Below are 21,534 nucleotides of genomic sequence, written 5' to 3'. Positions count from 1 at the left end.
CTGTTTCAGGCAGGTAGGCCAAGCACTGGAGAGTTCCCCTTTGTTGCTGAGGTCACGATCTCGCCGATGTCCCATGCCCTGAAGCCCAGCTGCTCACAGTGCTTGTGTGCAGCCTCCAGGGATGTGTCGGGAAGCACGAGGCAGTAGCCAATTCCAAGATTGAAGGTGTGCCAGAGATCGCGTTCCTTGATCTCGCCGTGGGATTGAAGCCAGCTGAACAATTCTGAGCGCGGCCAGCGCTCGGGCTCGACCTTGGCCATCAAGCCGTCTGGCAGGCAGCGAGGAAGGTTCTCGGGAATGCCTCCGCCTGTGATGTGGGCCATGGCGTGAAGCGGAGTGCCTGATTCGATCAACCGTTTCACCAGAGCTGCGTAAAGGTGGGTCGGCTTCAGTAGTGCCTGAATCAGTGGCTGATCATCGGAGCCGAAACGAGTTTCGGCTGACACGTTGTTGGCCTCCAGGATTTTGCGAACCAGGCTGAAGCCATTGCTGTGAACTCCGCTGCTGCTGATCCCAAGGATGCGATCGCCAGCTCGAACTTGGTTGCCGTCAATTACTGCATCCTCATCAACTACAGCGACGCAAAACCCTGCGAGGTCGTAGCGGCCGGGAGGATAAAAACCTGGCATCTCGGCCGTTTCGCCGCCGAGCAGTGCGCAGCCGCTTTGGCGGCATCCAACGGCGATGCCTTCGACCACCGTGGCCATGGCATCAGGACTCAAAGCTCCTGTTGCCATGTAATCGAGAAAAAAGAGGGGTTCAGCGCCGCTGGTGATGACGTCGTTGACGCACATGGCGACCAGGTCGATCCCCACGTTGTGATGCCCGTGATGCTCCTGGGCGAGTTCAAGCTTGGTGCCAACGCCGTCGGTCCCCGACACCAGCAGTGGACGTTTCAGCCCATGAGGTAGCCGGATCATGCCTCCAAAGCCGCCCAGTCCACCGACAACCTCTGGACGGTGAGTCGCTTCGACGCCGGTTTTGATCCGCTGCACGAAAGCTCGTCCAGCTTCCACGTCCACACCGGCGGCTCGGTAGTCCATCAGCAGCTTTCGTTCTGCTCTGATCCTCTCCCTTCATGAGCGGAGTGTTGTGTTCTGCGCTTGTGCCGCTGCAGTCGCCGGTCCTTTGGTGATCAGCGGGGCTTGTGGATTGGATTGCCTGGGCTAATCAGTCGGGCGTCGGAGCTCTCTGCTTGCAGCCCAGTTACCGCACCTCCTCCGGGTAGCTCATGAGCATCTTGCCCCTGGTCCGCATGAACCCTTTCTGGCTAGCAGGAGCCTCCAGACATTTTTACGGTCGTTGCACTTTCGCGCGTTTTGGTCGCGGTTCTCATTGGTCTCTGACGGCCAAAACAAAGGTCTTTCCAGGACCGCCGTTTGACCCACCGTTATGGCTCGCTTTCTTCCTGCCATTGCTGCATTCGCCGGCGTTTCCCTGGCAAGTCTGGCTCTCTATCCAGTGCTGGCCAGAGACCTCGATGGCTTTGAGATCACTGACCCGCTGGACTTAGTGCTGCCTTCGGAGCCGGTTTCCGCTGTCGAGCTTGCTGAGCCATCGATCGAAGCTCCGATTGATCCTGTGAAAGCTGCCCCCTTAACAGCCATCGCCGAGCCTGAGCCAGTGGCGATACCAGCTCCCCCGGAGCCACCCAAGCCTGTTGTTCCGCTTGTGATCTCCACACATTCCGGCGAAGCCAGTTGGTATGGCCCTGGTTTTTACGGCAATCGCACAGCGAGCGGAGAGGTGTTCCGACCAGGAACGATGACTGCTGCTCACCGCACATTGCCCTTCGGGACACGTGTGCGTGTGACGAACCTTTGGAATGGTCGAAAAGCAGTGGTTCGCATCAATGATCGTGGTCCATTCGCTGGGGACAGGGTGATTGATCTGGCTCATGGTGCTGCAAGTGAACTGGGATTGACGAGTAGTGGCATTGCCCAGGTTCGTCTTGAGGTGCTTCGCTGAGTCTTCGCGTTCTCCGAACTCGCTTCGAACTCAGTGTCTGGCGTGCATCACGGCCTGGGCCGATTGATTTCGTGCCCACCATGGGGGGGCTGCATCAAGGTCATGCTCAGCTGATTCGGCGCGCGGTTGCTGGTTGCCCTGAGCAGGGATCAGTTTTGGTGAGTGTGTATATCAATCCTCTGCAATTCGGAGAGGGAGAGGATTTTGATCGTTACCCCCGATCCTTTGAAGCAGACTGTCTGTTGGTACAGCAGGCTGGTGCAACAGCGATCTGGTGTCCGGATGAGCGCCAGATTTATCCCGAAGGAGCCCTGTCGGGTTGGAGGCTTCAAGCGCCGTCAGCCTTGCAGTCGGGTTTATGCGGTCCCTGGAGACCAGGCCATTTCGATGGAGTAGCCACTGTGGTCAGCCGCTTGCTGGCACTCGTCCAGCCAAGGCAGCTCTGGTTGGGTGAGAAGGATTGGCAGCAACTCACGATCGTGCGCAGGATGGTGACCGATTTGGGGTTTTCGGTTCGGGTCAGGGGATGTGCAACCGTGCGTGAACCTGATGGTTTAGCTGCCAGTTCGCGCAATCTTTATCTGGTTCCATCGGAACGATTGAGTGCGGTGTCGATTGGAGCCGCCCTCCGTGATGCGGCGACGCAGCTTCAGAACAGGCTGGCGAGCCAAAATGATGTTCTGATCCAACTCAGACGGCAGCTCGAAAATGCTGGGCTTGAGGTGGAGTATGTAGAGGTCGTGGATCCATCCACGCTGCAGCCTGCAGAAGAATTGCAGTCTCTGCGCCTTCTGGCTGCGGCGGTCTGCTCCGGTTCCACACGCTTGATCGATCACATTTTCGTCATGACCCGTTCTCCCATCGTTGCCATCGACGGCCCCGCAGGTGCTGGCAAGAGCACGGTCACCCGGGCCTTCGCTGAGCGGATGGGTTTGCTTTATCTCGACACCGGCGCCATGTATCGGGCCGTGACCTTGTGGGTCCAAGAGCATGGGGCCGACCCTGCCAGTGCCGAAGCCGTCGAGCGGCTTCTGGAAGGTTTGGAGGTCGATCTCTCACCGTTGCGAAGCGGAGTACAGACCGTTTGTGTGAACGGCAGGGACGTCACGGAGGCGATCCGTGATCCCAAGGTCACCGCTGCGGTGTCGTTGGTGGCTGCACATGCCTGCGTGCGAGCTCTGTTGACACGGCAGCAGCAGCGACTCGGCGAGAAGGGTGGATTGGTGGCAGAAGGACGCGATATCGGAACAGCTGTGTTCCCGGACGCGGAGCTCAAGGTCTTTCTGACTGCGACTGCTGAGGAACGGGCTCGTCGCCGCGCCAAGGATCTACAGAAACGCGGTCATTCCGTGCCTGCGCTCAGTGAACTCGAAGCACAGATTGTTGAGCGAGACCGGCTCGATAGCACTAGGGCCATTGCCCCTCTGGTGCAGGCGCAGGATGCCATGGAGCTGATCACCGACGGGATGGGGATCGAGGCCGTGATTGACGCACTCGAGGATCTGTTCCGCGGACGGGTGGCTGAAGAGGTTTGGCCTACTCCAGAGCGCTGATCGCTGCTCAGGGATGGATGGTTGCTTCTTGATCGTGTTCGCTCAATTCATCGAGCATCGCCGCGCAGGCATCTTCCAGTAGATCCAGCACATGATCGAAGCCGGCGTCTCCTCCGTAATAAGGGTCAGGAACTTCGCTGTCGCTATAGCGGTCGCCGAAGCTGAGCATCGGCCGGATCTGGGCGGTGGCCTTGGTCCCTGCTTCACGGGCTAGGCCGCTGACAGCCCCGAAGTTGTCGTCGTCCATGGTCAGCACTAGATCGAACTCTTCCAGGTCATTGAGTTCGATCTGACGTGCCCGGCTTGGTAGATGAATGCCACGCCGCTTGGCCGCAGCCTGCATCCGACGGTCCGCAGGATTCCCCACATGCCAGCTGCCGGTGCCGGCGGAGTCCACCACGAATCGGTCGTTTAATCCTCGTTCGTTCAGAAGATGCAGGAACACCCCCTCCGCAGCGGGCGATCGGCAGATGTTGCCGAGACAGACAAAAAGTATTTTCACAGTTTTTAAGGAGTAGTTTTAGGCCTTTTTATGACCCTTGATTGAGGCGCAAATTAGTGGCTTGGAAGGTTTGAAGGATTTAAAAAACATTGGGTATAGATCTTTCGGATAAGGCAATATCGATCCGTTTCGAAATCACCGGGTCATCCTCTTTTGCTTTTGATTCAAGCAGAAGGGCTCTCGCGCTGCTGTTGCCGATTCCTTCCAATGCTATGCAAGCGCTGTAGCGCAACCCCCAGTCGTCAGGGTTTTCCAATGTCCAGCGCAGTTTATCCATTGTGATGTCAAGAAATTGATGATCAGCTTGCTGAACCCAATCAATGTCTCCAAGTGCGCAGGCTGCCACGCGTCGTATGTTGCCCTGGCAGTGATTGCCGATCTCGACTCCAATAGCATCGACGAATGCTGGAACATAATAACTATGTTTTAACTTTGCCATGGCTTTGATAAGGCCCATTTTTATGTCTTGATCTGATTCTGAAAAGTACAGATTGTGCAGATCTCCTTTGATGCTTTCTGAGCTGTTAACAAGCAGCTTGATGCCTTGTTCCCGTTCCATCAACGACGGCGACCCGAGCCTCTTAAAGGCATTGGAGAGTAATTCTGCTGTTGAACTGAGTGGCTGTTCGGGATTGGTGGATTTTTGAACTTCTTGGCTGATGAGCAAATTGCCCGCAAAATTTTCTCTTGTTAATTCATCAAGCGTTCTGAACAGAGAATCATGCACCTCTTCATTCTGTGCCTCTTGGTTGTTTTCTCTCTTGGTTGACTTGAGCAATGAATCGCTCAGGATTGCCCTGATGGCATACATCTTGACGTTATTGGGGATGTTGGCTCCGAGGATCGGTTTGGCTGCTGCGAGCGTTCCGATGCGGGCAAGATCGAATGCGGCTGATTGTCTGATAAAGCGATTGTCGTGATTGAGGAGTAAAACGATTTGGTCAAGATAGTTTTTGTCGCCTGTGCAGCAAAAGAAGAAAGATGCGGCTGAGCTCACCACTCTTTCGGAGTCTGACTGGAGGAAGGGCTTGATTTTTTCAGAAACCTGCCAGATTCCGAGTGAAGCCAGTGCTTCAATTAGAGCTTCTATGGGCTTGTTGTGAATATCTTTGTCGAGGTAGTTGATGAGTGAGTTGGAGCATTGATCGCTTTTGATTTCGATCAATGCTCTCAATGTTGCTTCGTGTAGTTGAACATCATCGGTTTCCAGCGTTTCAAGAAGTGCGTGGACGCAGCTTGCATCTCGGATCATCCCCAGGGATCGTGCTGCTTGCCGTCTCAGGGGGTATCCGCCGGCAGATGTGACCTCCCTTTCATCCTTCAGGCACTCAACCAGCTTGGGTACTGCTTCGAAAGCTCTGTGTTTGCCAAGCCACCAGGCCCCGTGATAACGCACACCTGGATCCTCATGGTCGAGACCTTCCAGAGCTGTTTTGGCTGAATAGATGGCAATCAAGTGTGAATAGTTTCAGGAAAGGAACAGGTACGACAGTTTAAAAGGGAGCCCATGGCCTCGGTGGGCTTGCTTGCATGCTGCAATGGCGTCTAAAAGTGCAGCCATGCAGGAATCACTTAATGCCAATCTGCACGCCAACACGCTGATTTTTTGAATCGGTATTCCCCCGCAATGGCTCCCCATCGCCGCTCACTCGTTTCTATGTCATAGCCGCGATCTAGTGTCGACAATGCTTCTTCCTGCAGGTGAAAGGAGCTGACTAACAGTGTGTCTCTGCCATCTCTGTGAACGATGCAGCGGCAACCCTCTTCTAGCTCGCCATGGTATCCGTCTTCTTTTGCTGTGACCTGGTAGTGGCATTGATCTAGGCAGATTAAGTCTTTTTCGCTGATCTCCTGACGCCGAGTTCGGTCAAATGTTGCTGACGCAAAGTGTTGTGGCTCTCGGAACTTATGATTCCAAAGTTTGATAATTCCCGATTCGAGCTTCTCTGCCTTGATAACCCTAAGTCGGTAAGGGCTTTTGGGGTTTATGGCGTAGCTTTGTTCAATCAATATTGATCCTGGTTGAAGATGTTCGATTGGGCGATAGCGAATAAAGATATGAGCAAAAAATGGTGGATTGTCGAGTGCTTGTTGCTGATTGCTGAACTCGCCGCAGAGTTGATCGAGAAATCTTTTTAGAGAAGGATGCATGTCGTTCATTCTTCAGACATAAAAAAGTCCCCTGAAGGGGGACTTGATTAGTTAAAGCAAACTTGATTGATCAAGTCAGCGCATTGATAGCGTAGTCGAGGTAGCTGTTGGCTTCAGAAGCAGCATCTCCATTTAAGCCGTGGTTTGCTTTGATATGCTTCAGCGCTTCGACATACCAGCTTGGAGACAACTCAAAGGTGCGGTTGATCTCGGCCAGACCAGCAATCAGGTAGTCGTCCATAGGGCCTGTGCCACCAGCAACGAGGCAATAGGTGACCATGCGCAGGTAGTAACCGATGTCCCTGGCACACTTCGCTTTGCCTTCCGAAGTTGAGGCATAGTTAGCGCCTTCCATCTGCGTGGTGAAAGGAAACTTGGTGTAGACGGCCTGGGCAGCAGCGTTCACCAGGGCATCGCCCTTGGAGGTGAGAGCTTTTGCAGCTTCGAGGCTGGCCTTTGCGCGGCTGAAACGACCAGCAGCACCTTGAATTTCGGTGTTGGTCAGGAAGCGTCCCTGGGAGTCAGCTGCGGCGACGGCCTCGGTGAGGGGGGTTTTCATGATTGGGTAATAAAGGAGATAGTTCGGATAGTGCAGGTGACTTGATCAGGCGACGGAAGCTGCAGCGCGATCGAAGTAAGTTCCTATTTCGTTGGCGATGTCTGTGCAGTCGCCGGAGCTGCAGTAGGTACCAGCTTCGAGAACCATGGCCAGTGCAGCCTCCTTCATCAGGTTGACGCCGGCAGCCACGGATGCGCCCGGTGTGCCGAGGGCCAGGTAGGTCTCACGAAGGCCGTTGAGGCAACGATCTTCCATCACAGACGCGTCGCCGGTGAACACGGAGTAGGTGACGTAGCGAAGAATGATCTCCATGTCGCGAAGGCATGCAGCCATGCGACGGGAGGTGTAGGCGTTGCCGCCGGGTGCAATCAGGGCAGGCTGTTGAGCAAACAGCGCGCGTGCAGCATTTGCGACAATCGCGGAGGCGTTGCTGGAAATGCGGTTCACGGCGTCCAGACGCTTGTTGCTGTCAGCGACGACGGCGGCGAGAGCATCAATCTCGCTGGTGTTGATGAACTGTCCCCGGGCGTCGGCCTGGGCGACAACCTTGGTGAAGGCGTCGAACATTTTGAACTCCTCTTGGCAGCGTCGAAATGGGTGTCACAGACACCGGAGGGACATCGTAAAAGTCCCGTCGGGGTCGATGACAATTCTCGCTAAACGGTCGAAGCGCCCCCGATTGCTGTTCATAATGCTTAATCCCCTGTCAATGCAGGGCTTTGCCCCAGTCAGAGCAGGAAGCCAGCAATCAGAGGTCAAACAGCACGTCATGGATGTACGCCTCGGTCCATTCACTGCCATGGAATCGAGTCAGCATCCCTCGGGCAGGGTCTTTCTCTGCTCTGTAATCGGTGTAACGCCGTTGCCCCGCCAGGAGATGCTCCCTGCGTTGATCAGAGACAGGGGCAGCTGCAGCAGCGAGTTCCAGATAGAGGCTGAGATACTCATTGAATGCGGGGCGAACCACTGTTTCGATGAGCTGAACGCCTTCTTCTCCCAAAGGAAGTCGTGTCCAGAGGAACCCCGGCGAGAAGAAGGGTTGGGCTTCGTCAGGGATTGGACCTCCGTCCGGTAACTGAGAACGCCAGCGATCAAAGATCGGCATCAGACGATCCCAAACGCCTTGGGTGTGTTCGCTGTCCTGCTTGTCAGCCGGTTGAAGGTCGAGAGCGAGCAAATGGCCCGACGGCAGAGTGACCAGGTCTCCGCCGAAGAAGGGCAGGTCGTAGCGCGGCAGCGGATTGATCACGAAGTTCAGAACCGATGCGGATGTGCCGGCACTGACACAAGCCGCCCTCACTTGACGGAATTTCTCGCTCTTGCAGGCCCAGGTGGCCGTGGTCACTGCGACAGGTTTCGCCTTCGATCCGGTTTGATCTTGCTTGAATAGAAACGCGTCACTCACCGGATAAGGCTCGATGCCTAGTGGCTGCAGAGAGTTGACAGCGTCCTCGAGGAACGGCTGCCAACTCCAGCCTTCAATGACAACAGGGTCGAGGCTGCTGCGTCGGGTTGAACTCATTGCTTGGCGGATGCTGGAAATAGAAATTCGCTTAGGAATCGGTCGGACCACTCTTTGCCGAAATGACTGGTGAAGAGTCCGTGAGCAGGGTCCCGTTCGGCGCTGTAAACGTCGTAGTTGTCCTGCAGACGTTTGACTTCGTCCGACTGAATGAGTGCGTCGTGGTTGAGAGCAGTGTCGTGAAGCTCCCAGTAAGCCTTCAGGAATGCACTGAAGGCCGGCGGCAAAGAGGTCTCAGCTTGATCAGCACCGCCACGACAAAATAACAACCAGGATGAGAAATACTGGTTTGGGTCGAACGAACGCATTGTCTCCTCGCCGTTCAAATCAGGAAATTCCTGATTCAGTTGTTTGAGTCCGGAGAAGTATCGATCCAGATACTTTGAATCCTGAACCAAAGGTTGGAAATCGAGAACGGCAACAAGCTTTTGCCGTGCACCAAACCAGAGCAGGTCGACCCCCATCAGAGGATGGTCGAGGCTGTAATCGGGGTAGGCAACTGAATTGAGGACCTGCAGCTTGTCACCGGCATCAAGCCTGGTGACACGCCAGCGACGGAAGTTCGGGACCTGCCAGAGCCAGCTGCGGATCACGCTGGTGCCTTTTTTGGATCGGCATTCCTCGAGCCCAGCAGGCACCTCGATGGACTTACCACCTCTTTGCTCGATGCCGTGGTGAAGTTCCTTCAGAAATGGGTCAAACACGTTTCAGCTCTCCTGGTTTGGAGGATTGTTGTCAGCTCTGGCTCGGGTGGCTGAAGAAAGTGCAGCAATATCAGCATCACTGGGACAGCGAAATTCTGTGCAGTAAGTGGTCATGGCGACCCCGTTAAGAAACTGCACCGAACTCACCCGCATTCTGATCTGGTCATTCACAAACCAGCAACGTTCGATACCCGTATTTGTGTCGTATCGGGTTTTAATCGTCAACACTCCATCATCAGTAAAGGCATAGGTGCTGACGACCGATTTTTTTTCAACATATCCAACATCTCTCAATAGAAAACCTTGACGGGGATCTTCAGGATTAGGTGCATCAACAACTACTGCGGCGTAGTCGTTATTGCGAGTGTCTTCCATCAGGTTGCTTTCCCACCAAAATCTGGCTCCGCCACTTGTATCGCTGATCTTTACGTTCAGCGCTGAACAAATTTTTTCAACAACGGGATCGTTCGTGTCGAAAGGTTCGATGATCAGATTTGAATCCGCAGCTTCGTCGTCTTGGCAATCCAGGTGATGGACCACGCGACGGTTCAACCAAGTACCGCGACTGGCCTCAAAAAAGCTGGCCATGGTCATCGGGGCTATCCCCTCTGGTTTCATCATTGGCCGCTCTGCGCATTTTTTTGCGCCTTAAGTTGATCCAGCACCTCATCGATTCGTGTGAGCTCAGGGTGTTCGCTGAGCGTGGCATCAATCTTCTTTTGGGATAAACGAAGTTTTTTACCCAGACCTAGAACGTCGTTGTAAAGTCGTTCTCGATAGGTGGAAAGTTCATCGATCGATTCCTGCAGTTCTTCAATGCTTGGTGCTTTCTGAGGAGGTTGATCCGCCATGCTGAGCAAAGGAACAGAGAAGCGAGTGTGAGCCTACCCGTCGACTGATGCCGAAGTGCTGCCTGCGTTGCGTTTGGTGATTTAGTGGTTGTGCAGACAGATTTTCCCTTGAAGGTGCCTTTTGTTCTGTCCGTTGCGAAGGCGGTTGGCCTTCTTGACGCCAGTTGTGGGTGTTGTTGAGCTCACAAGGTGACGAACTCTTGCGTGATCAGCTAATCGCGAACCACTGCTTGGTTGACCCGGCTTAGCTTGTTAAAGCGCTTCCAACCCCTTGGGTTTATCAGCCACTGTTCAAGACACCTTCAAAGGCCTTGTTCACTGGTTGCCTCTCGGCATTAGAAGCCTCTCCCCCACAAAACTGTCTGGCCCCAAATGCTCGACGCATTCTCCCGTTCGGTCGTCAGCGCTGACGCCAAAACCGCACCTGTAGGTGGTAGCGACCTCGCTGTCCTTCGTAGCTACGTCAGCCAAGGCAATAAGCGCCTGGACGCTGTCAACGCCATCACTTCCAACGCCTCCTGCATCGTTTCTGATGCTGTGACCGGCATGATCTGCGAAAACACCGGCCTGATTCAGGCTGGTGGTAATTGCTATCCCAATCGCCGCATGGCTGCCTGCCTGCGCGATGGCGAGATCGTGCTCCGCTACATCAGTTATGCACTTCTTGCAGGCGACGCTTCCGTGCTGGATGACCGTTGCCTGAATGGTCTGAAAGAGACCTACATCGCTCTGGGAGTTCCTACCCAGTCAGCAGCCCGTGCCGTGGCCATCATGAAGTCTGCAGCAACAGCTCTGATCGGCGAAACCAACTCTCCTGCCTCTGGCGGCAAGCGTTTCCGCAAAATGGAGACCACGCAAGGTGACTGCTCCGCGCTTGTGGCTGAAGCTGGTGCCTACTTCGATCGCGTGATCGGCGCCGTTTCCTGAACGGCTTCTCGCTTTCTTCTCAGACACCCTCGCTTTTAAAGGAATCCAACAATGAAGTCCGTCGTTACCACAGTTGTGACTGCTGCAGATGCAGCAGGTCGCTTCCCTTCCCAGAACGATCTCGAAGCAGTCCAGGGCAACATCCAGCGTGCAGCTGCCCGTCTTGAAGCTGCTGAAAAGCTGGCTGCAGGCCTGGACGCAGTGACACGTGAAGCCGGTGATGCCTGCTTCAACAAGTACGCCTACCTCAAGCAGCCTGGTGAGGCTGGTGACAGCCAGGTCAAGGTAGACAAGTGCTACCGCGATCTTGGCCACTATCTGCGTCTGATCAACTACTGCCTCGTTGTCGGTGGTACTGGTCCTCTTGACGAATGGGGTATTGCCGGTGCTCGTGAGGTTTATCGTTCACTGAGTCTGCCGACTGGCCCTTACGTCGAAGCACTCACCTATACCCGTGATCGTGCATGTGCACCTCGTGACATGAGCCCTCAGGCTCTTAACGAGTTCAAGTCCTACCTGGATTATGTGATCAACGCTCTTTCCTGAGTTTGGTTCACATCAAATAACAATATCGGGGGGGGTGATCAGTCACCCCTTTTTTATGATTAGTTTTCTGAGAATTTTTGGAGACGATCAATTGCAAGCTGCAGAATTTTGCGGACTACTGGCTCAGACTCGCTCTTGAGTTGTGTTTGAAGATTAGGAATGCTTGAACTGCAGCCTAGCTTCATCAGGGACAAGGCAGTATTTTTCCTGACTAAACTATCCTGATCTGAAAGGGCGGGAGAAAGTAAAGGTAGCGCCCATTCTGCATCCTCAAGACTTCCAAGCAGAATCACTGCTTCGGAGCGAATTTCAGCACATGAATCTCGCAGAGCCTTTTGCAGTAAGTCGCGATCCTCTTGGCAGTTTAGAGATTGAATTTGACTTGCAAGAGCTGATATTGCTGCTTTTCGTACTTTGGGGTTGTCTGAAGATAATGCAGATTTAAGTGTTTCTGGGTCCCGGTCGCCAATGATCGTGAGTGCCCAATTCGCTAAGCCAATTTGCATTTCCGTGCTGTCAACATTTTCAACAATGCTGAAAATTGCTCCGATCGATTCTTTCCCCATGGAAGCCATCGCCCCCATTGTTGAACCCTGAACGACCGAGTCTGTATCGGTCAGAAAAGTTGTCAGTAGATCAGGAAGGCTATTGCGATCAGCAATCAAGGTGAGAGTTTTAGCAGCTGCCCTTCTCACTGTGACCTGATCACTGCGTCGCATCGCTTGGCACAAAGCAGGTACAGCTGCTTTTCCAACTGATCCCAACCCCTCGGAAATTTGGCGGCGAAGTAGCCCTCGAGGATCTCCTAGCCCAGCTACCATGATTGCAATTGAATCTGGATCCGCATCAATCGGCAATCCTGCTCTCAGTTTTTCCTTGAGATGATTGGCAAGATCGAGAGCTTCTTCTTGACTCAACTGTGTTTCAGTGAAGTCATTCATTGAGCTCCTTCATCACACTTGACTTTGACCATAGCCCAAACCATGACCGTTTTTATTGTCTCTCATAACCTCCAGATCACATCAGACAGTGTTCCTGCAATATCTGCTCAAGAGCTAGTTGAGGGACTCAAGGTTCATTCAAATGCTTTTGATCATGCTGAAGCCTTGAATCATCCGCATTGGCTGATCCGGTTAGAGTCTTTTTTATCAGCTGAAGAAATGGCGAAGGAGCTAGTTGAGTCATGGAAAAAATTTCGAATTTCTTCTTCTCATAGTTCCGAACATCACTGGCTTGCTCTTGGCGGGCGCAAAGATTCACCTGGATCAACTGGTTCACCACTTCAGGAAGGATCTTGGGGCGTTGATGTCGTTGAATGTGCAGACCCAGAACAGTTTCTGCTTGGTATCAACTGGGAAGCCCTAAAAGGTGGACGACCCAGTGATGCAATTTTTGAAATTAGATCATGAAATCATGAAGCTCAGATTTCTTTTATTTGCGTCGTTGGCGTCGGTTCTTTTGAGTCGACTTTTTCTCCGCTTGTCTGCCTTCAGTCTTACTTTCCGATTTCAACTGTGTGCTTTTAGGGTTGGACGATTTTGGGGCATTTTCAACTTTCAGGTCGTTATTCCCGATAGTTCTTTGATCTTGAGGTTCGCTTTTTACGAAATCTGGATTCAGCGCTGTAACGCTAAATCCAGATCGATGCATCACTTGCATCCCCTGACATAGCCCATTGAATGGAACGTTGAAATTGACTGACATCGACGGCCTTGAGCGATGCATGGTCGTCGTTTGTACGATGAATCGCTTTCCAGAAAAAGGTCCCACAATGTTTAAGTAACTCATGCGAGTCTATGCTGATTCTGCTTTTCAAGGCATGGAGTTAGTTTTTTTTGATCAGTTTGAGTTTAGTAAAGACACCTTGCTTGATTTTAAGGTACAATTTATACACTATCGTTTCTCTTGATGCCAGGTCGTTTTGACAATATTCATCCCGAGCTGACATGTGAGCATGCTCGGCAGATTCTTCTTCAGCCTATTAATGAGTTGGAGTCGCAAAGCGATTACTATATGGCTGCGTCTCATTTAATTAATTGCCCGGGCCCAGAGACTGAGCAAGCTTTGGTGGATTTGTTGGACAATCCTCTCAATGAGCAAGCTGTAACTATTGCAAAAAGAAAAGCTGTGGAAGTCCTCGGGAGGCTGGGTGCTGAATCATGGATCTCTGAGATTGGTCAATGCTTGTGGTCTGATGATAGTTATTTGGTTGAAAACACTATCTGCTCACTTAAGCAATTAAAATGTAATCAGCCCGAGTTGATTGCAAAAATAATTAATCTTTTAAAAGACAATGTTTGTAATCAGCGTGTTTTGATTCAATGTTTGGCGAGTTTGTCTGTACAAGAAAGTCTCGCGACCATTCAATCATTGAAGAATGTGGAATCTCCCGGGATCAGTGGAGCCGCAATTTCTGCAGATGCTCAACTTTCAGGTAGCAGGAAGCAGCTTTCTGTTGTTGCTGATCATCTTTTGCTGCCAAATCAGATGGATCGTCAATGCGCAATACAGGATTTAATTGATGCGCAAGCTGTTGAGCAGCTTCCTGCAATTGTAAGCTCGCCAGTTTCGCCAGCCTTTCGAGTCCGTGCCTGCAGACTTCTCCTGAATTCACTGAGTCATTCAGCATTGATCGAATCAATACACCTCGTTGATGCTGTTCTGATTGATGATCCAAATGATATCAAGATTGTTCATGAGTACGACGTCACTCCTGGTCTCAACTTTTTAGTGCGTGACCTCTTCAATACTGATTTTAGCCGATGTTATCTTGCCTTAAAGACGTTGAGTCGTATCCCTTCGGAAGTGCTTTGGCCTGTGATTTTAAAAGAATGGAATGAAGAGGCTTATAACGACTATGGTGCTCATTATTTTTTTATGCGATTGATTGGTTCGCGGTCTGATTGGCCTCAGCAAGCATTGAATTCTATTGATGAAATCCTCAACAGTTCAGCAATTAATATGCGACCTCAGTTTCAAAAAAGCCGTTCTGCTGCGATATACTCCATGGCTCAATTAAATCCAACTGGCTTTCTTGCACTTATTCCAGTATTTTTGTCTGATCAATATTTGCCTGCTTGGGATTGTCGTTATGCAGTGATCTTGGCGCTGGAATCAATCTCTCATCACGTCAATCGAGCTCAAATCAAAGATTTATTGAAATCACTTGCCGATGATGATGATTGTTTTGTTCAAGCCAGGCTGGCATCGACTTATCTGACTTGATTGAACCTACTGCTTTAATATTGATGGAGTTTGCTCTAGTATGTCCCTTGTGATGGTGTAGTATTGCTTTATATTTGCACGTATTTATATGGATACCTCTGGCAATTCCATTGACTCCTTGTTTGCTGATTTAGTCCATCCAAATCCCAATATTCGCTTCACTGCTTGTTCAATTCTTGCAGAGCAGTTTCCTGAGGAGGCAATGCCGAGGCTGTTCGCGTTGATGCATGATCCTGATCCAGGTGTGTATCGCACTGCGGTTAAAGCGTTAGGCATGATTGGACATCTGAGTGTCCCCGATCTGATTCAACTGTTTGACTCATCCGATAATGGAACAATTAGAGCATGTTGCATTAAGGCAATCATTCAGGTGTCAGTGAGTTTTCCAGATGAAGCTTTTTCTGTTGACACGATCACGATGTTGGAAAAAGCTCTTGATGATGAGAGCCCGGTCGTTGCTCAGTCCGCTCTGATGACGCTTGGCCATCTTTCTAAACAAGCTTCAGAAGAATCTCGTGTTATTCCTTTGTTGGTTAAGGCTTGCGACAATAGCAATATTGCACATGTTCAAGGTGCGGCTATGTCTCTGGCTGAATTAGATTCTCCACTAGTGAACGAATGCCTGCAAAGGCTGGTTCAGGATGATTCTAAAGACGAATTGATACGCGAAGTTGCTCAAGCTAGTCTTGAGAGACGACAAAGTCTTGGTTTTAATTAATAGACTCTAGTCTTGCTTTAGTACATTCACCGCCACGTTCATCACAGCCCTAACCTGTTCGTCTTGTTCAGTTTTTATTGCGTCTTTAATTCGATCAATCGCATCTGTTGCTTCCATTTTCATCAAAGCAAGTGATGTATTTTTTCTAACTTGCTCGGATTCGTCTGAGAGCATCTTGCACAATTGGTTGGAGACATCTTCGGGTTCTAATGTTTTGCCGGCCATTGTGGCTGCCTCCGCTCGAACTTCGCTAGCCTCGTCAGATAACGCTTTGATGAGTGCAATTTTCGCTGAATTGCTCGTTTGCGCCTGAATCTGCTCAGCCAGCACTGTGATCGCTGCTATGCGGATCTCAACATTGTCTGATTGTGTCGCTTGATCCAATGCATCTGGTGCTTTTGAGCCAATAAAGCTCAGGGCAAGATTGACGAGCCCCACTTGAAATGCTGTGCAGCCTGGCTCCACCAGAATTTTGAGTAGATCATCGATTGCAGGGACGCCAATCGTTGCCATAGCGCCTGCCGATGATCCTTGAACGACTGGATCAGAATCTGTTTTGAATGCTTCAACGAGATTCGGTAATGCTTTTCTACTGCCAATCAGATTGAGTGTTTTTGCAGATGCACGTCGAATGATGACATTCGGATTGTTTTTTAATGCATCGCATAAATATGGAATAGCTGCTTCACCCACGTTTCCCAGACTTTGCGCGAATGTCAGTCGTAAAGCACCACGCTGATCTCCCAATCCAGCAACCATTTTTTTGATCGACGCTTGATCAGAGCTTGGTGTTTCTTGATCAGTCAGATTTTGCTTCAATACTTCAGCCAACTCGAAAGCTTCCTGCTCGGTAAGACTGTCAAGTTCGTTTATTTGCTGATTCGATGTTGCATCACTCATGGTCATCATTCGCTTGTATTGAATCTAATTGATTGGTTCGTAGCTCTGTTGGTTGGGCATTGGCAAAAAAAAACCCATCAAAAGATGGGTTTTGGATCCTATTGATCAAACTTGCATTTGGATCAGAAGTGAACCCCGAAAGGACGGAATGCCACGTAATCGGTCATCTTTGGAGTCTGGTGTCCGCTGTACTGCTGTTGGGGCAGTTTGATAGGGGTCCGCTGAACTGAGGTGTATGTAAATGGCTGGGGCTTTGACTCTTCTCTCGATGCAATCGCAAGTGGGTTGATCGTACGGCTGTTGCGACCTTGAGCATTGTCGCTGACAGCAACCTTCATGCCGCCCAGTTCACGCATCAGGTTGAAGGACCGTGTGAACATCCCTGCGTAGGAATCGTGAGACCTTTCATAGGGCACGATGTCAGAACCAAACACCTCGGTGTACTCAGCCGAGTCAGTCAGCTTGTCGATCAGTGCATCAAAGCCTTCTTCAGACTGCAGTTTGATGTGATTCTGGACTTCTTCCTGGTTCAGAGGAGCTCGTCCAAGCAAGTGCTTGAAGTTCAGTTCGATACCACGCTGAGCGCCAACAGCGTGGAAGAAGTTTGCTTTGTAGAAATCTGACTTGGCCAAGCCGTTGACGAAATCGCGAACGCTGATTTCCCCGTTCATCAACCTGACTTCCAGGGAGGTTTCTCGCTGATTTTCAGTTGGAGGCAGGTTGCCGTACACCTGACGGTATGCCGTTCTGATCACGCGCTCAAGAGCAGCGATATCGTCTGGGCTGTATTGATCAAATACAGACCCAAAAGGACATTCAGCGTGCAGACGGGGACCGATCCCAATCCCCATGGAGGCACAATGCTGCCTCTTGTACTCGGCACGAACACCTGCAAGCGTGCGGTGAACTGTGTTTTTACCTGCTTTGCTGGGTGTGGAATACGCAGCTGGCCCGGTTCGGGTCGCTGAGGTGAGTGATTTCAGACTGGTTTCTGGGCCGAGCATGATGTGAATTGGGGATAGGTTTGACTATTTGTCCCGAATTACCCCTGATAGTTGCTTTAGATGCTGAAGCTCAAGAGCAATCGGTTTCAAACTTTGAGGTAACAAGAAATTCCTTAATGGCTTCTTGTTGCTGTCGAGAATGGCGTAAGTCTTTGTTTTCGGCCAATTGAGTGGCCGAATGCAATGTCCCATGATTCAGCAACGCCATGATTTTGGCATGGTGATTACTTTCATTCTGAAGGTAATAAAAAAGGGTGGGCAGAAATGCCCACCCCAATCACATTGCTGAATTATTCAACAGTTGAACTGACGAATCAGCCCAGGGAGTTGATCACGTAATCGAGCAGGGTGTTGTATGCAGTCAGAGCTTGGGGGCTCATGTCGCGAGGTGAGCAACCGTCGTTACGCATCTGCGAGAAACCAGCAACATAGGTGCCAGCGTCGATGCTGAGGGCCTTGTAAACCTCTTTCTGACCATTAATGGCCAGCTCGTCCAGGGGGCCGGTGCCGCCGGTGACCAGGCAGTAGTTGATCAGACGCAGGTAGTGAACGAAGTCACGCTTGCACTTCTCTTTGCCTTCGGTGGCACAGGCGCGGGGCTGACGGCCCGTAGCGCCGTTGGGGTACTGAGCGTAAACAGCGTCAACAGCGCGCTGAGCAATGGCGTCGTAGCCGGAAGCCAGCTTTTCAGCAGCTTCAAGACGTGCAGCTGCTCGCTGAATGGAACCCTGAACGGATTCCATGTCGGATGCAGAGGGGAAGCGGGAAGCGCTATCGGCTGCACCGACAACAGTGGTGATGACGGACTTCATGATGAAGGATGTGTGTTGTTTTGAACGATCAAGCAGATAGGGCTCAGCTGATGGCGCTGATCACCATGTCGAAGTAGCTGCCAGCTTCAGCAGACAGGCTTGCGCAGTCACCCTGGGTGACAGGCATTTTCTTGGCTTGGCTGTTGGTGTTGGTGATCAGACCAGCAGCAGCAGACTTCATGATGGCCACAGCGCGGGAAGCGGAACCTGTAGGAACGCCCAGAGCGGCGTAGGTTTCGCGCAGACCGTTCAGGCAGCGATCCTGCAGCACGGAAGCATCGCCGGCTAGAAGGGCGTAGCTCACATAACGGAGAACGATCTCACCGTCGCGCAGGCATGCAGCCATTTTGCGGTTGGTGTACACGCCACCGTTAGGAGCGGTCAGGCCGGTGTTTTCGCAGCAGATACCTGCAACGGCATCAGAAACGATGCAAGCGGCGTTAGAAGTAATCGCATTGACAGCGTCGAGACGCTTGTTGCCATCGGAGATGAAGGACTTGAGGGAGGCCAGCTCGCCTCCGCCGATGAAAGCGCCGCTGGAATCGGCCGAGACGGCCTTCCGGGAGAATGCGTCGAGCATGGGTGCTTCGGAAAGTTTTAGAGGGGGATGCAAATCCGCATCACGAATGACGTTAACCCTGCTTTCTGCCCCCCTACCAAAAGCAGATTGTCAGGACACACAAGTTTGCAAACTCAATTCCAAGGAAAAACCAAAAATCGCAACCCCGCCGCCTCTGTGGCTTTAGTTGCCTTGCACTGCAGCGGGTCTTGATGTTTATGACGACTGTTTAAGGAGCCATCCATGGTGCTCCTTCAATGCTAATAACGACACTGATCGAGTTTCTTGGCGAAGGTCTGTTAAGCCATTCGGCGCAAGGTTGCGACAGAATCGAGAAGCTGTTGTGAACGTCCTGGTTGACTCAGGTGGTCTTTCCAGCGGCGATGATGCAAATCAAATTGGCGCTCAATTGTTTGCTGGATGGCGAATCGCTTGATGATTGGTCATTGGACCCATCGTTCGGTTCAATGACCAATGAATCAACTTGTTGCTTTCAACTTGGATGGTCTGGCCAATATTCAGCGCATTTTGATCTTCGCTCCTTTTGCAGATTGGCGTTTTAGAGGAAGACGTTGAATCTTTTGCGTTCTCCCGTTCACCTGTTGAATCATGTGCTGTCTTGTTGCCGCAACTCAGCCTCGCCTGCATTCTCAAGCTCCCACCACCGCTCACTGATCTCGTTTCGTGCTTTGGCTGACGGCTGGAATGTGTGATTTGGCCATAGTTGGGACCGATCCAACCCTCGATTAAGGTGGTCGATCGAGTTGATCAAGACTCTTTTATGTTATCTGCATGATGTTATTTGATGATTAAGTTCGGTTTTGGACTGGCTTTGCGCTGGATTGATGTCTGATGTCTCAGTGTTGAAGTACGACTTGTTGAATAGATTTGCTCGACTTCTCGAGGCGGCGAGGATGCGCGTTGCTCTCATAAGAAAGGATCTTGTTAAATCAATTCTGGTTGTTCCATGTTAAAAAGTGAATGACTGTAGTTCTGGCGCGAATGCTTCGGTTGCTTTTTATTTATGATAGTTGCCCAGCGCTTTGAGTTCATTTTGGATTGTGATGGCATGGACGATGCATTCCACCAGCTCATTTGATTGAACCGTATTTGTCTCACAGATCTTGATTGTAAATACATACAGATTTTTTTGGAGTTGAGCTATTCTTGGCTTTCAACCTGTCTGTTAGCATAAGCCAGCGTTCTGTTAATCAAATGCCAGTCTCTGCTGAAGCGGAAAAAGCGTTGCCACGTTTTGTCGAGACGCTCAATAATGACCAGGATTTTCAGAATCAATTGAATCAAGTGAGTGATATAGAAGCCCTTCGTAAGGCCGTTCAGGCTGTAGACCCGTCTCTAACTGGTGCCGCCTTGATCCCACTCGATCAAGCGACCCGTCCTCCAAAGATTCTTGTGGATTCCGGAGTGATCAGCAATGCTCTGCCTTGGAGGCTTTTGCGTTGCACTGGCGGACCACTTGTTTTGCAATTGATTTGCACCAACGCTAATTTTGCAATCTGGATCGAGAGTTGCTGATGATTTCTCAAGAACTCCCTCGTTTTGTAGATGAAGTGATTCGCTCTCATGAGCTTGCGACGGGATTAAAGCCGCTTGTCTCTCATCAAGAGATCATCGCTTATGCCCAAAGTAAGGGCTTTAATATTAATCAAAATGAATGGACTACTTACTTTGAGCGTGACTTCGCACAGTTATCTGATTCAACACAGCAAAAAGTTTTAGCTGCTCAGACCAGTCATTGGTCATGGGCGTTTCGTCAGATTTCTGCTTGGAGAGCTATGCTGATGGAGGGTGCGGACACGAATCATTCCTGATTCTCGTGCTCAGATCACGATAGTGTGAGTTGAATGATGTCTGATGCTGAACAGGATCAAATCCTTGAACAATTTATCTCCCTAGCAAAAGCAGATCAAAGTCTTCAAGACGAGATCAAGGCTGCACTCAATCAGGATCAAGTCATTGCCATCGCGGCAGAACGTGGTTTTCAAATTGACCCATTAGCTATTTTGAGGAAGTGGAGCAAACATACCGACTTTTCCAAACCAACATGGTTGGGTTGGTTCTCAGACTGATTTCAAGTGTTGATATCTGAATAACGTGTTTGTTTTGCTCCTCGTTTAGCCCAATAAGTTACAAGGCTTTCCCCTCCTGGCCTAGGTACGCTTGCAATGGCTCTTAAAATTTTGAACGATCGGTTTGGTCCCATCGGCCAGTTGCCTACAGCTTTAATTTGCCTTACTTTTCCGCCAATTTCGTCCATGCATTGTTCAAATTTCTCGAGCTGTGTTTGATCAACAGTTTCAAATATAAAATCAGTTCCTTCGCAGATCAAGTGTTGTGATCGTATCCATCCCTTGAGCTGTTTTATGCTGTTTTGCATTCACTCTTTGGTTCCATCGATCCATTCAGATGTGACCATTTCAGAAAAATCTGCGACTCGTTTGAACTTGAGCGGACCATGTTCTGAACCCCACCGTACTTCGTCTGTTTTTGGATCAAAACCTCTATCACGGCTTACCCAACTTTGTTCGTTCACTTCAACCTCGCTGACGAGATAAGTTAGTTTCCCGTCTCGAGGTACGATGCAAGCTTTTCCTGGCTCTACGTGGCCAATATAGTGACCAGTTGTTTCTTCTTTGAAGTACATTGCGCATCCACATCTTCTTTCAAGACTATTGAGATCTAACGAATCAAGTAATTCTGGTCTTCTCCCAGATCCAGCCAATCGTTCCTTATTGCTGAAACCAAAGTTTTCTACAACGAAGATATCTTCTTTATAAGACAAGCGATGAATTCCCTGTCTATAAGGATCCCATGGAGAATAGTCGTAATATTGCTCTGAATAAAAGCCGGGTCCTTGAAAGATATGCCATGGTAGTGGCCTAAATACAATATTAATACGAGCAAAATCTTTGGGTCGCTCTTGTGACTGTGCAAAATTATCAAAGATTCCAGATAATGTTTTTGCGAATTTGATTTTTTCTTCGGGTTTCATGAATAGGACGTAGTCGCTGA

28 protein-coding genes are annotated in these 21,534 nt (G+C 50.7%); 10 read left to right on the top strand and 18 right to left on the bottom strand.

The window, feature by feature from the left end:
* Window positions 1-5: 5 nt before the first annotated feature.
* Complete coding sequence (gene purM / locus DXY31_RS07960; RefSeq protein ID WP_114993279.1) at window positions 6-1,043, bottom strand: phosphoribosylformylglycinamidine cyclo-ligase; 1,038 nt, start codon at window positions 1,041-1,043, stop codon at window positions 6-8.
* Window positions 1,044-1,392: 349 nt separating this feature from the next.
* Here purM and DXY31_RS07955 point away from each other — a divergent pair, with 349 nt between their 5' ends.
* On the top strand, window positions 1,393-1,968 hold the full coding sequence (locus DXY31_RS07955; protein ID WP_114993278.1) for a septal ring lytic transglycosylase RlpA family protein: 576 nt from the start codon (window positions 1,393-1,395) through the stop codon (window positions 1,966-1,968).
* 62 nt (window positions 1,969-2,030) lie between these two features.
* On the top strand, window positions 2,031-3,521 hold the full coding sequence (locus DXY31_RS07950) for a bifunctional pantoate--beta-alanine ligase/(d)CMP kinase (RefSeq protein ID WP_244279648.1): 1,491 nt from the start codon (window positions 2,031-2,033) through the stop codon (window positions 3,519-3,521).
* 7 nt (window positions 3,522-3,528) lie between these two features.
* Here the strand turns inward: DXY31_RS07950 and DXY31_RS07945 are convergent, their stop codons facing one another.
* The 9 genes from DXY31_RS07945 to DXY31_RS07905 all read right to left on the bottom strand — a co-directional run bounded on the left by DXY31_RS07945 (window position 3,529) and on the right by DXY31_RS07905 (window position 9,810).
* Window positions 3,529-4,023: a low molecular weight protein-tyrosine-phosphatase gene (locus DXY31_RS07945; RefSeq protein ID WP_114993276.1), complete on the bottom strand. Its 495-nt coding sequence runs from the start codon at window positions 4,021-4,023 to the stop codon at window positions 3,529-3,531.
* A 79-nt stretch (window positions 4,024-4,102) separates the two neighbouring features.
* Window positions 4,103-5,479, bottom strand: a complete 1,377-nt coding sequence (locus DXY31_RS07940) for a HEAT repeat domain-containing protein (protein WP_114993275.1) — start codon at window positions 5,477-5,479, stop codon at window positions 4,103-4,105.
* A gap of 116 nt (window positions 5,480-5,595) precedes the next feature.
* Entirely contained in the window at window positions 5,596-6,174 is a 579-nt protein-coding gene (locus DXY31_RS07935; protein WP_114993361.1) for a chromophore lyase CpcT/CpeT, read from the bottom strand.
* A 70-nt stretch (window positions 6,175-6,244) separates the two neighbouring features.
* Entirely contained in the window at window positions 6,245-6,733 is a 489-nt protein-coding gene (gene cpcA / locus DXY31_RS07930) for a phycocyanin subunit alpha (protein ID WP_114993274.1), read from the bottom strand.
* 45 nt (window positions 6,734-6,778) lie between these two features.
* A complete protein-coding gene (locus tag DXY31_RS07925; RefSeq protein ID WP_114993273.1) occupies window positions 6,779-7,300 on the bottom strand; it encodes a phycocyanin subunit beta in 522 nt (173 codons plus the stop codon).
* A gap of 181 nt (window positions 7,301-7,481) precedes the next feature.
* Entirely contained in the window at window positions 7,482-8,255 is a 774-nt protein-coding gene (locus DXY31_RS07920; RefSeq protein ID WP_114993272.1) for a phycoerythrobilin:ferredoxin oxidoreductase, read from the bottom strand.
* Entirely contained in the window at window positions 8,252-8,959 is a 708-nt protein-coding gene (locus DXY31_RS07915) for a 15,16-dihydrobiliverdin:ferredoxin oxidoreductase (protein ID WP_114993271.1), read from the bottom strand. Before DXY31_RS07915 ends, DXY31_RS07920 begins: the two co-directional genes overlap by 4 nt.
* Before the next feature lie 3 nt (window positions 8,960-8,962).
* The gene (locus DXY31_RS07910) at window positions 8,963-9,577 is read right to left on the bottom strand and encodes a phycobiliprotein lyase (protein ID WP_114993360.1); all 615 of its coding nucleotides are present in this window, start codon (window positions 9,575-9,577) and stop codon (window positions 8,963-8,965) included.
* The gene (locus tag DXY31_RS07905) at window positions 9,577-9,810 is read right to left on the bottom strand and encodes a hypothetical protein (RefSeq protein WP_114993270.1); all 234 of its coding nucleotides are present in this window, start codon (window positions 9,808-9,810) and stop codon (window positions 9,577-9,579) included. Before DXY31_RS07905 ends, DXY31_RS07910 begins: the two co-directional genes overlap by 1 nt.
* 372 nt (window positions 9,811-10,182) lie before the next feature.
* On the opposite strand from DXY31_RS07905, the gene cpeB reads away from it, so the two are divergent.
* On the top strand, window positions 10,183-10,737 hold the full coding sequence (gene cpeB, locus DXY31_RS07900; protein WP_114993269.1) for a class 1 C-phycoerythrin subunit beta: 555 nt from the start codon (window positions 10,183-10,185) through the stop codon (window positions 10,735-10,737).
* Window positions 10,738-10,788: 51 nt separating this feature from the next.
* Window positions 10,789-11,283, top strand: coding sequence for a class 1 C-phycoerythrin subunit alpha (gene cpeA, locus DXY31_RS07895; protein WP_066904317.1), 495 nt, complete (start codon window positions 10,789-10,791; stop codon window positions 11,281-11,283).
* Window positions 11,284-11,342: 59 nt separating this feature from the next.
* Here cpeA and DXY31_RS07890 read toward each other — a convergent pair whose 3' ends face one another.
* Window positions 11,343-12,224: a HEAT repeat domain-containing protein gene (locus tag DXY31_RS07890; protein ID WP_114993268.1), complete on the bottom strand. Its 882-nt coding sequence runs from the start codon at window positions 12,222-12,224 to the stop codon at window positions 11,343-11,345.
* Between the two features lie 18 nt (window positions 12,225-12,242).
* Between DXY31_RS07890 and DXY31_RS07885 the strand changes: the two genes are divergently transcribed.
* The 3 genes from DXY31_RS07885 to DXY31_RS07875 all read left to right on the top strand — a co-directional run bounded on the left by DXY31_RS07885 (window position 12,243) and on the right by DXY31_RS07875 (window position 15,226).
* Entirely contained in the window at window positions 12,243-12,692 is a 450-nt protein-coding gene (locus DXY31_RS07885; protein ID WP_371639237.1) for a DUF2656 family protein, read from the top strand.
* A gap of 499 nt (window positions 12,693-13,191) precedes the next feature.
* A complete protein-coding gene (locus tag DXY31_RS07880; RefSeq protein ID WP_114993266.1) occupies window positions 13,192-14,508 on the top strand; it encodes a HEAT repeat domain-containing protein in 1,317 nt (438 codons plus the stop codon).
* An 88-nt stretch (window positions 14,509-14,596) separates the two neighbouring features.
* The gene (locus tag DXY31_RS07875) at window positions 14,597-15,226 is read left to right on the top strand and encodes a HEAT repeat domain-containing protein (protein ID WP_114993265.1); all 630 of its coding nucleotides are present in this window, start codon (window positions 14,597-14,599) and stop codon (window positions 15,224-15,226) included.
* A 6-nt stretch (window positions 15,227-15,232) separates the two neighbouring features.
* Here DXY31_RS07875 and DXY31_RS07870 read toward each other — a convergent pair whose 3' ends face one another.
* The 5 genes from DXY31_RS07870 to DXY31_RS16425 all read right to left on the bottom strand — a co-directional run bounded on the left by DXY31_RS07870 (window position 15,233) and on the right by DXY31_RS16425 (window position 19,149).
* A complete protein-coding gene (locus tag DXY31_RS07870) occupies window positions 15,233-16,126 on the bottom strand; it encodes a HEAT repeat domain-containing protein (RefSeq protein WP_114993359.1) in 894 nt (297 codons plus the stop codon).
* Window positions 16,127-16,248: 122 nt separating this feature from the next.
* Complete coding sequence (locus tag DXY31_RS07865) at window positions 16,249-17,130, bottom strand: phycobilisome rod-core linker polypeptide (RefSeq protein WP_114993264.1); 882 nt, start codon at window positions 17,128-17,130, stop codon at window positions 16,249-16,251.
* A 314-nt stretch (window positions 17,131-17,444) separates the two neighbouring features.
* Window positions 17,445-17,942 carry a class 2 C-phycoerythrin subunit alpha gene (gene mpeA, locus DXY31_RS07855; protein WP_114993262.1) on the bottom strand — a complete coding sequence of 166 codons (498 nt, stop codon included), beginning with the start codon at window positions 17,940-17,942 and terminating at the stop codon, window positions 17,445-17,447.
* 43 nt (window positions 17,943-17,985) lie between these two features.
* Window positions 17,986-18,522: a bleomycin hydrolase gene (locus DXY31_RS07850; RefSeq protein WP_114993261.1), complete on the bottom strand. Its 537-nt coding sequence runs from the start codon at window positions 18,520-18,522 to the stop codon at window positions 17,986-17,988.
* Window positions 18,523-18,906: 384 nt separating this feature from the next.
* The gene (locus tag DXY31_RS16425) at window positions 18,907-19,149 is read right to left on the bottom strand and encodes a hypothetical protein (protein WP_137024936.1); all 243 of its coding nucleotides are present in this window, start codon (window positions 19,147-19,149) and stop codon (window positions 18,907-18,909) included.
* 567 nt (window positions 19,150-19,716) lie between these two features.
* Between DXY31_RS16425 and DXY31_RS07845 the strand changes: the two genes are divergently transcribed.
* From DXY31_RS07845 to DXY31_RS07835, 3 genes are read left to right on the top strand one after another with little or no spacing between them, the layout of a single operon-like run.
* Window positions 19,717-20,037: a Nif11-like leader peptide family natural product precursor gene (locus DXY31_RS07845; RefSeq protein ID WP_114993358.1), complete on the top strand. Its 321-nt coding sequence runs from the start codon at window positions 19,717-19,719 to the stop codon at window positions 20,035-20,037.
* A complete protein-coding gene (locus DXY31_RS07840) occupies window positions 20,037-20,333 on the top strand; it encodes a Nif11-like leader peptide family natural product precursor (RefSeq protein WP_114993260.1) in 297 nt (98 codons plus the stop codon). The genes DXY31_RS07845 and DXY31_RS07840 overlap by 1 nt, the downstream gene beginning before the upstream one ends.
* Window positions 20,334-20,369: 36 nt before the next feature.
* Window positions 20,370-20,591, top strand: coding sequence for a Nif11-like leader peptide family natural product precursor (locus DXY31_RS07835; protein WP_114993357.1), 222 nt, complete (start codon window positions 20,370-20,372; stop codon window positions 20,589-20,591).
* 2 nt (window positions 20,592-20,593) lie between these two features.
* Here DXY31_RS07835 and DXY31_RS07830 read toward each other — a convergent pair whose 3' ends face one another.
* Complete coding sequence (locus DXY31_RS07830; protein WP_114993259.1) at window positions 20,594-20,899, bottom strand: CpeR family transcriptional regulator; 306 nt, start codon at window positions 20,897-20,899, stop codon at window positions 20,594-20,596.
* On the bottom strand, window positions 20,900-21,514 hold the full coding sequence (locus DXY31_RS07825; protein WP_114993258.1) for a chromophore lyase CpcT/CpeT: 615 nt from the start codon (window positions 21,512-21,514) through the stop codon (window positions 20,900-20,902). It lies immediately after the preceding gene.
* Window positions 21,515-21,534: the final 20 nt, after the last annotated feature.

Origin of the sequence: Synechococcus sp. UW179A (genome assembly GCF_900473965.1) — a bacterium.
GTDB lineage: Bacteria > Cyanobacteriota > Cyanobacteriia > PCC-6307 > Cyanobiaceae > Synechococcus_C.
This window is presented reverse-complemented; position numbering and strand designations above follow the sequence as displayed.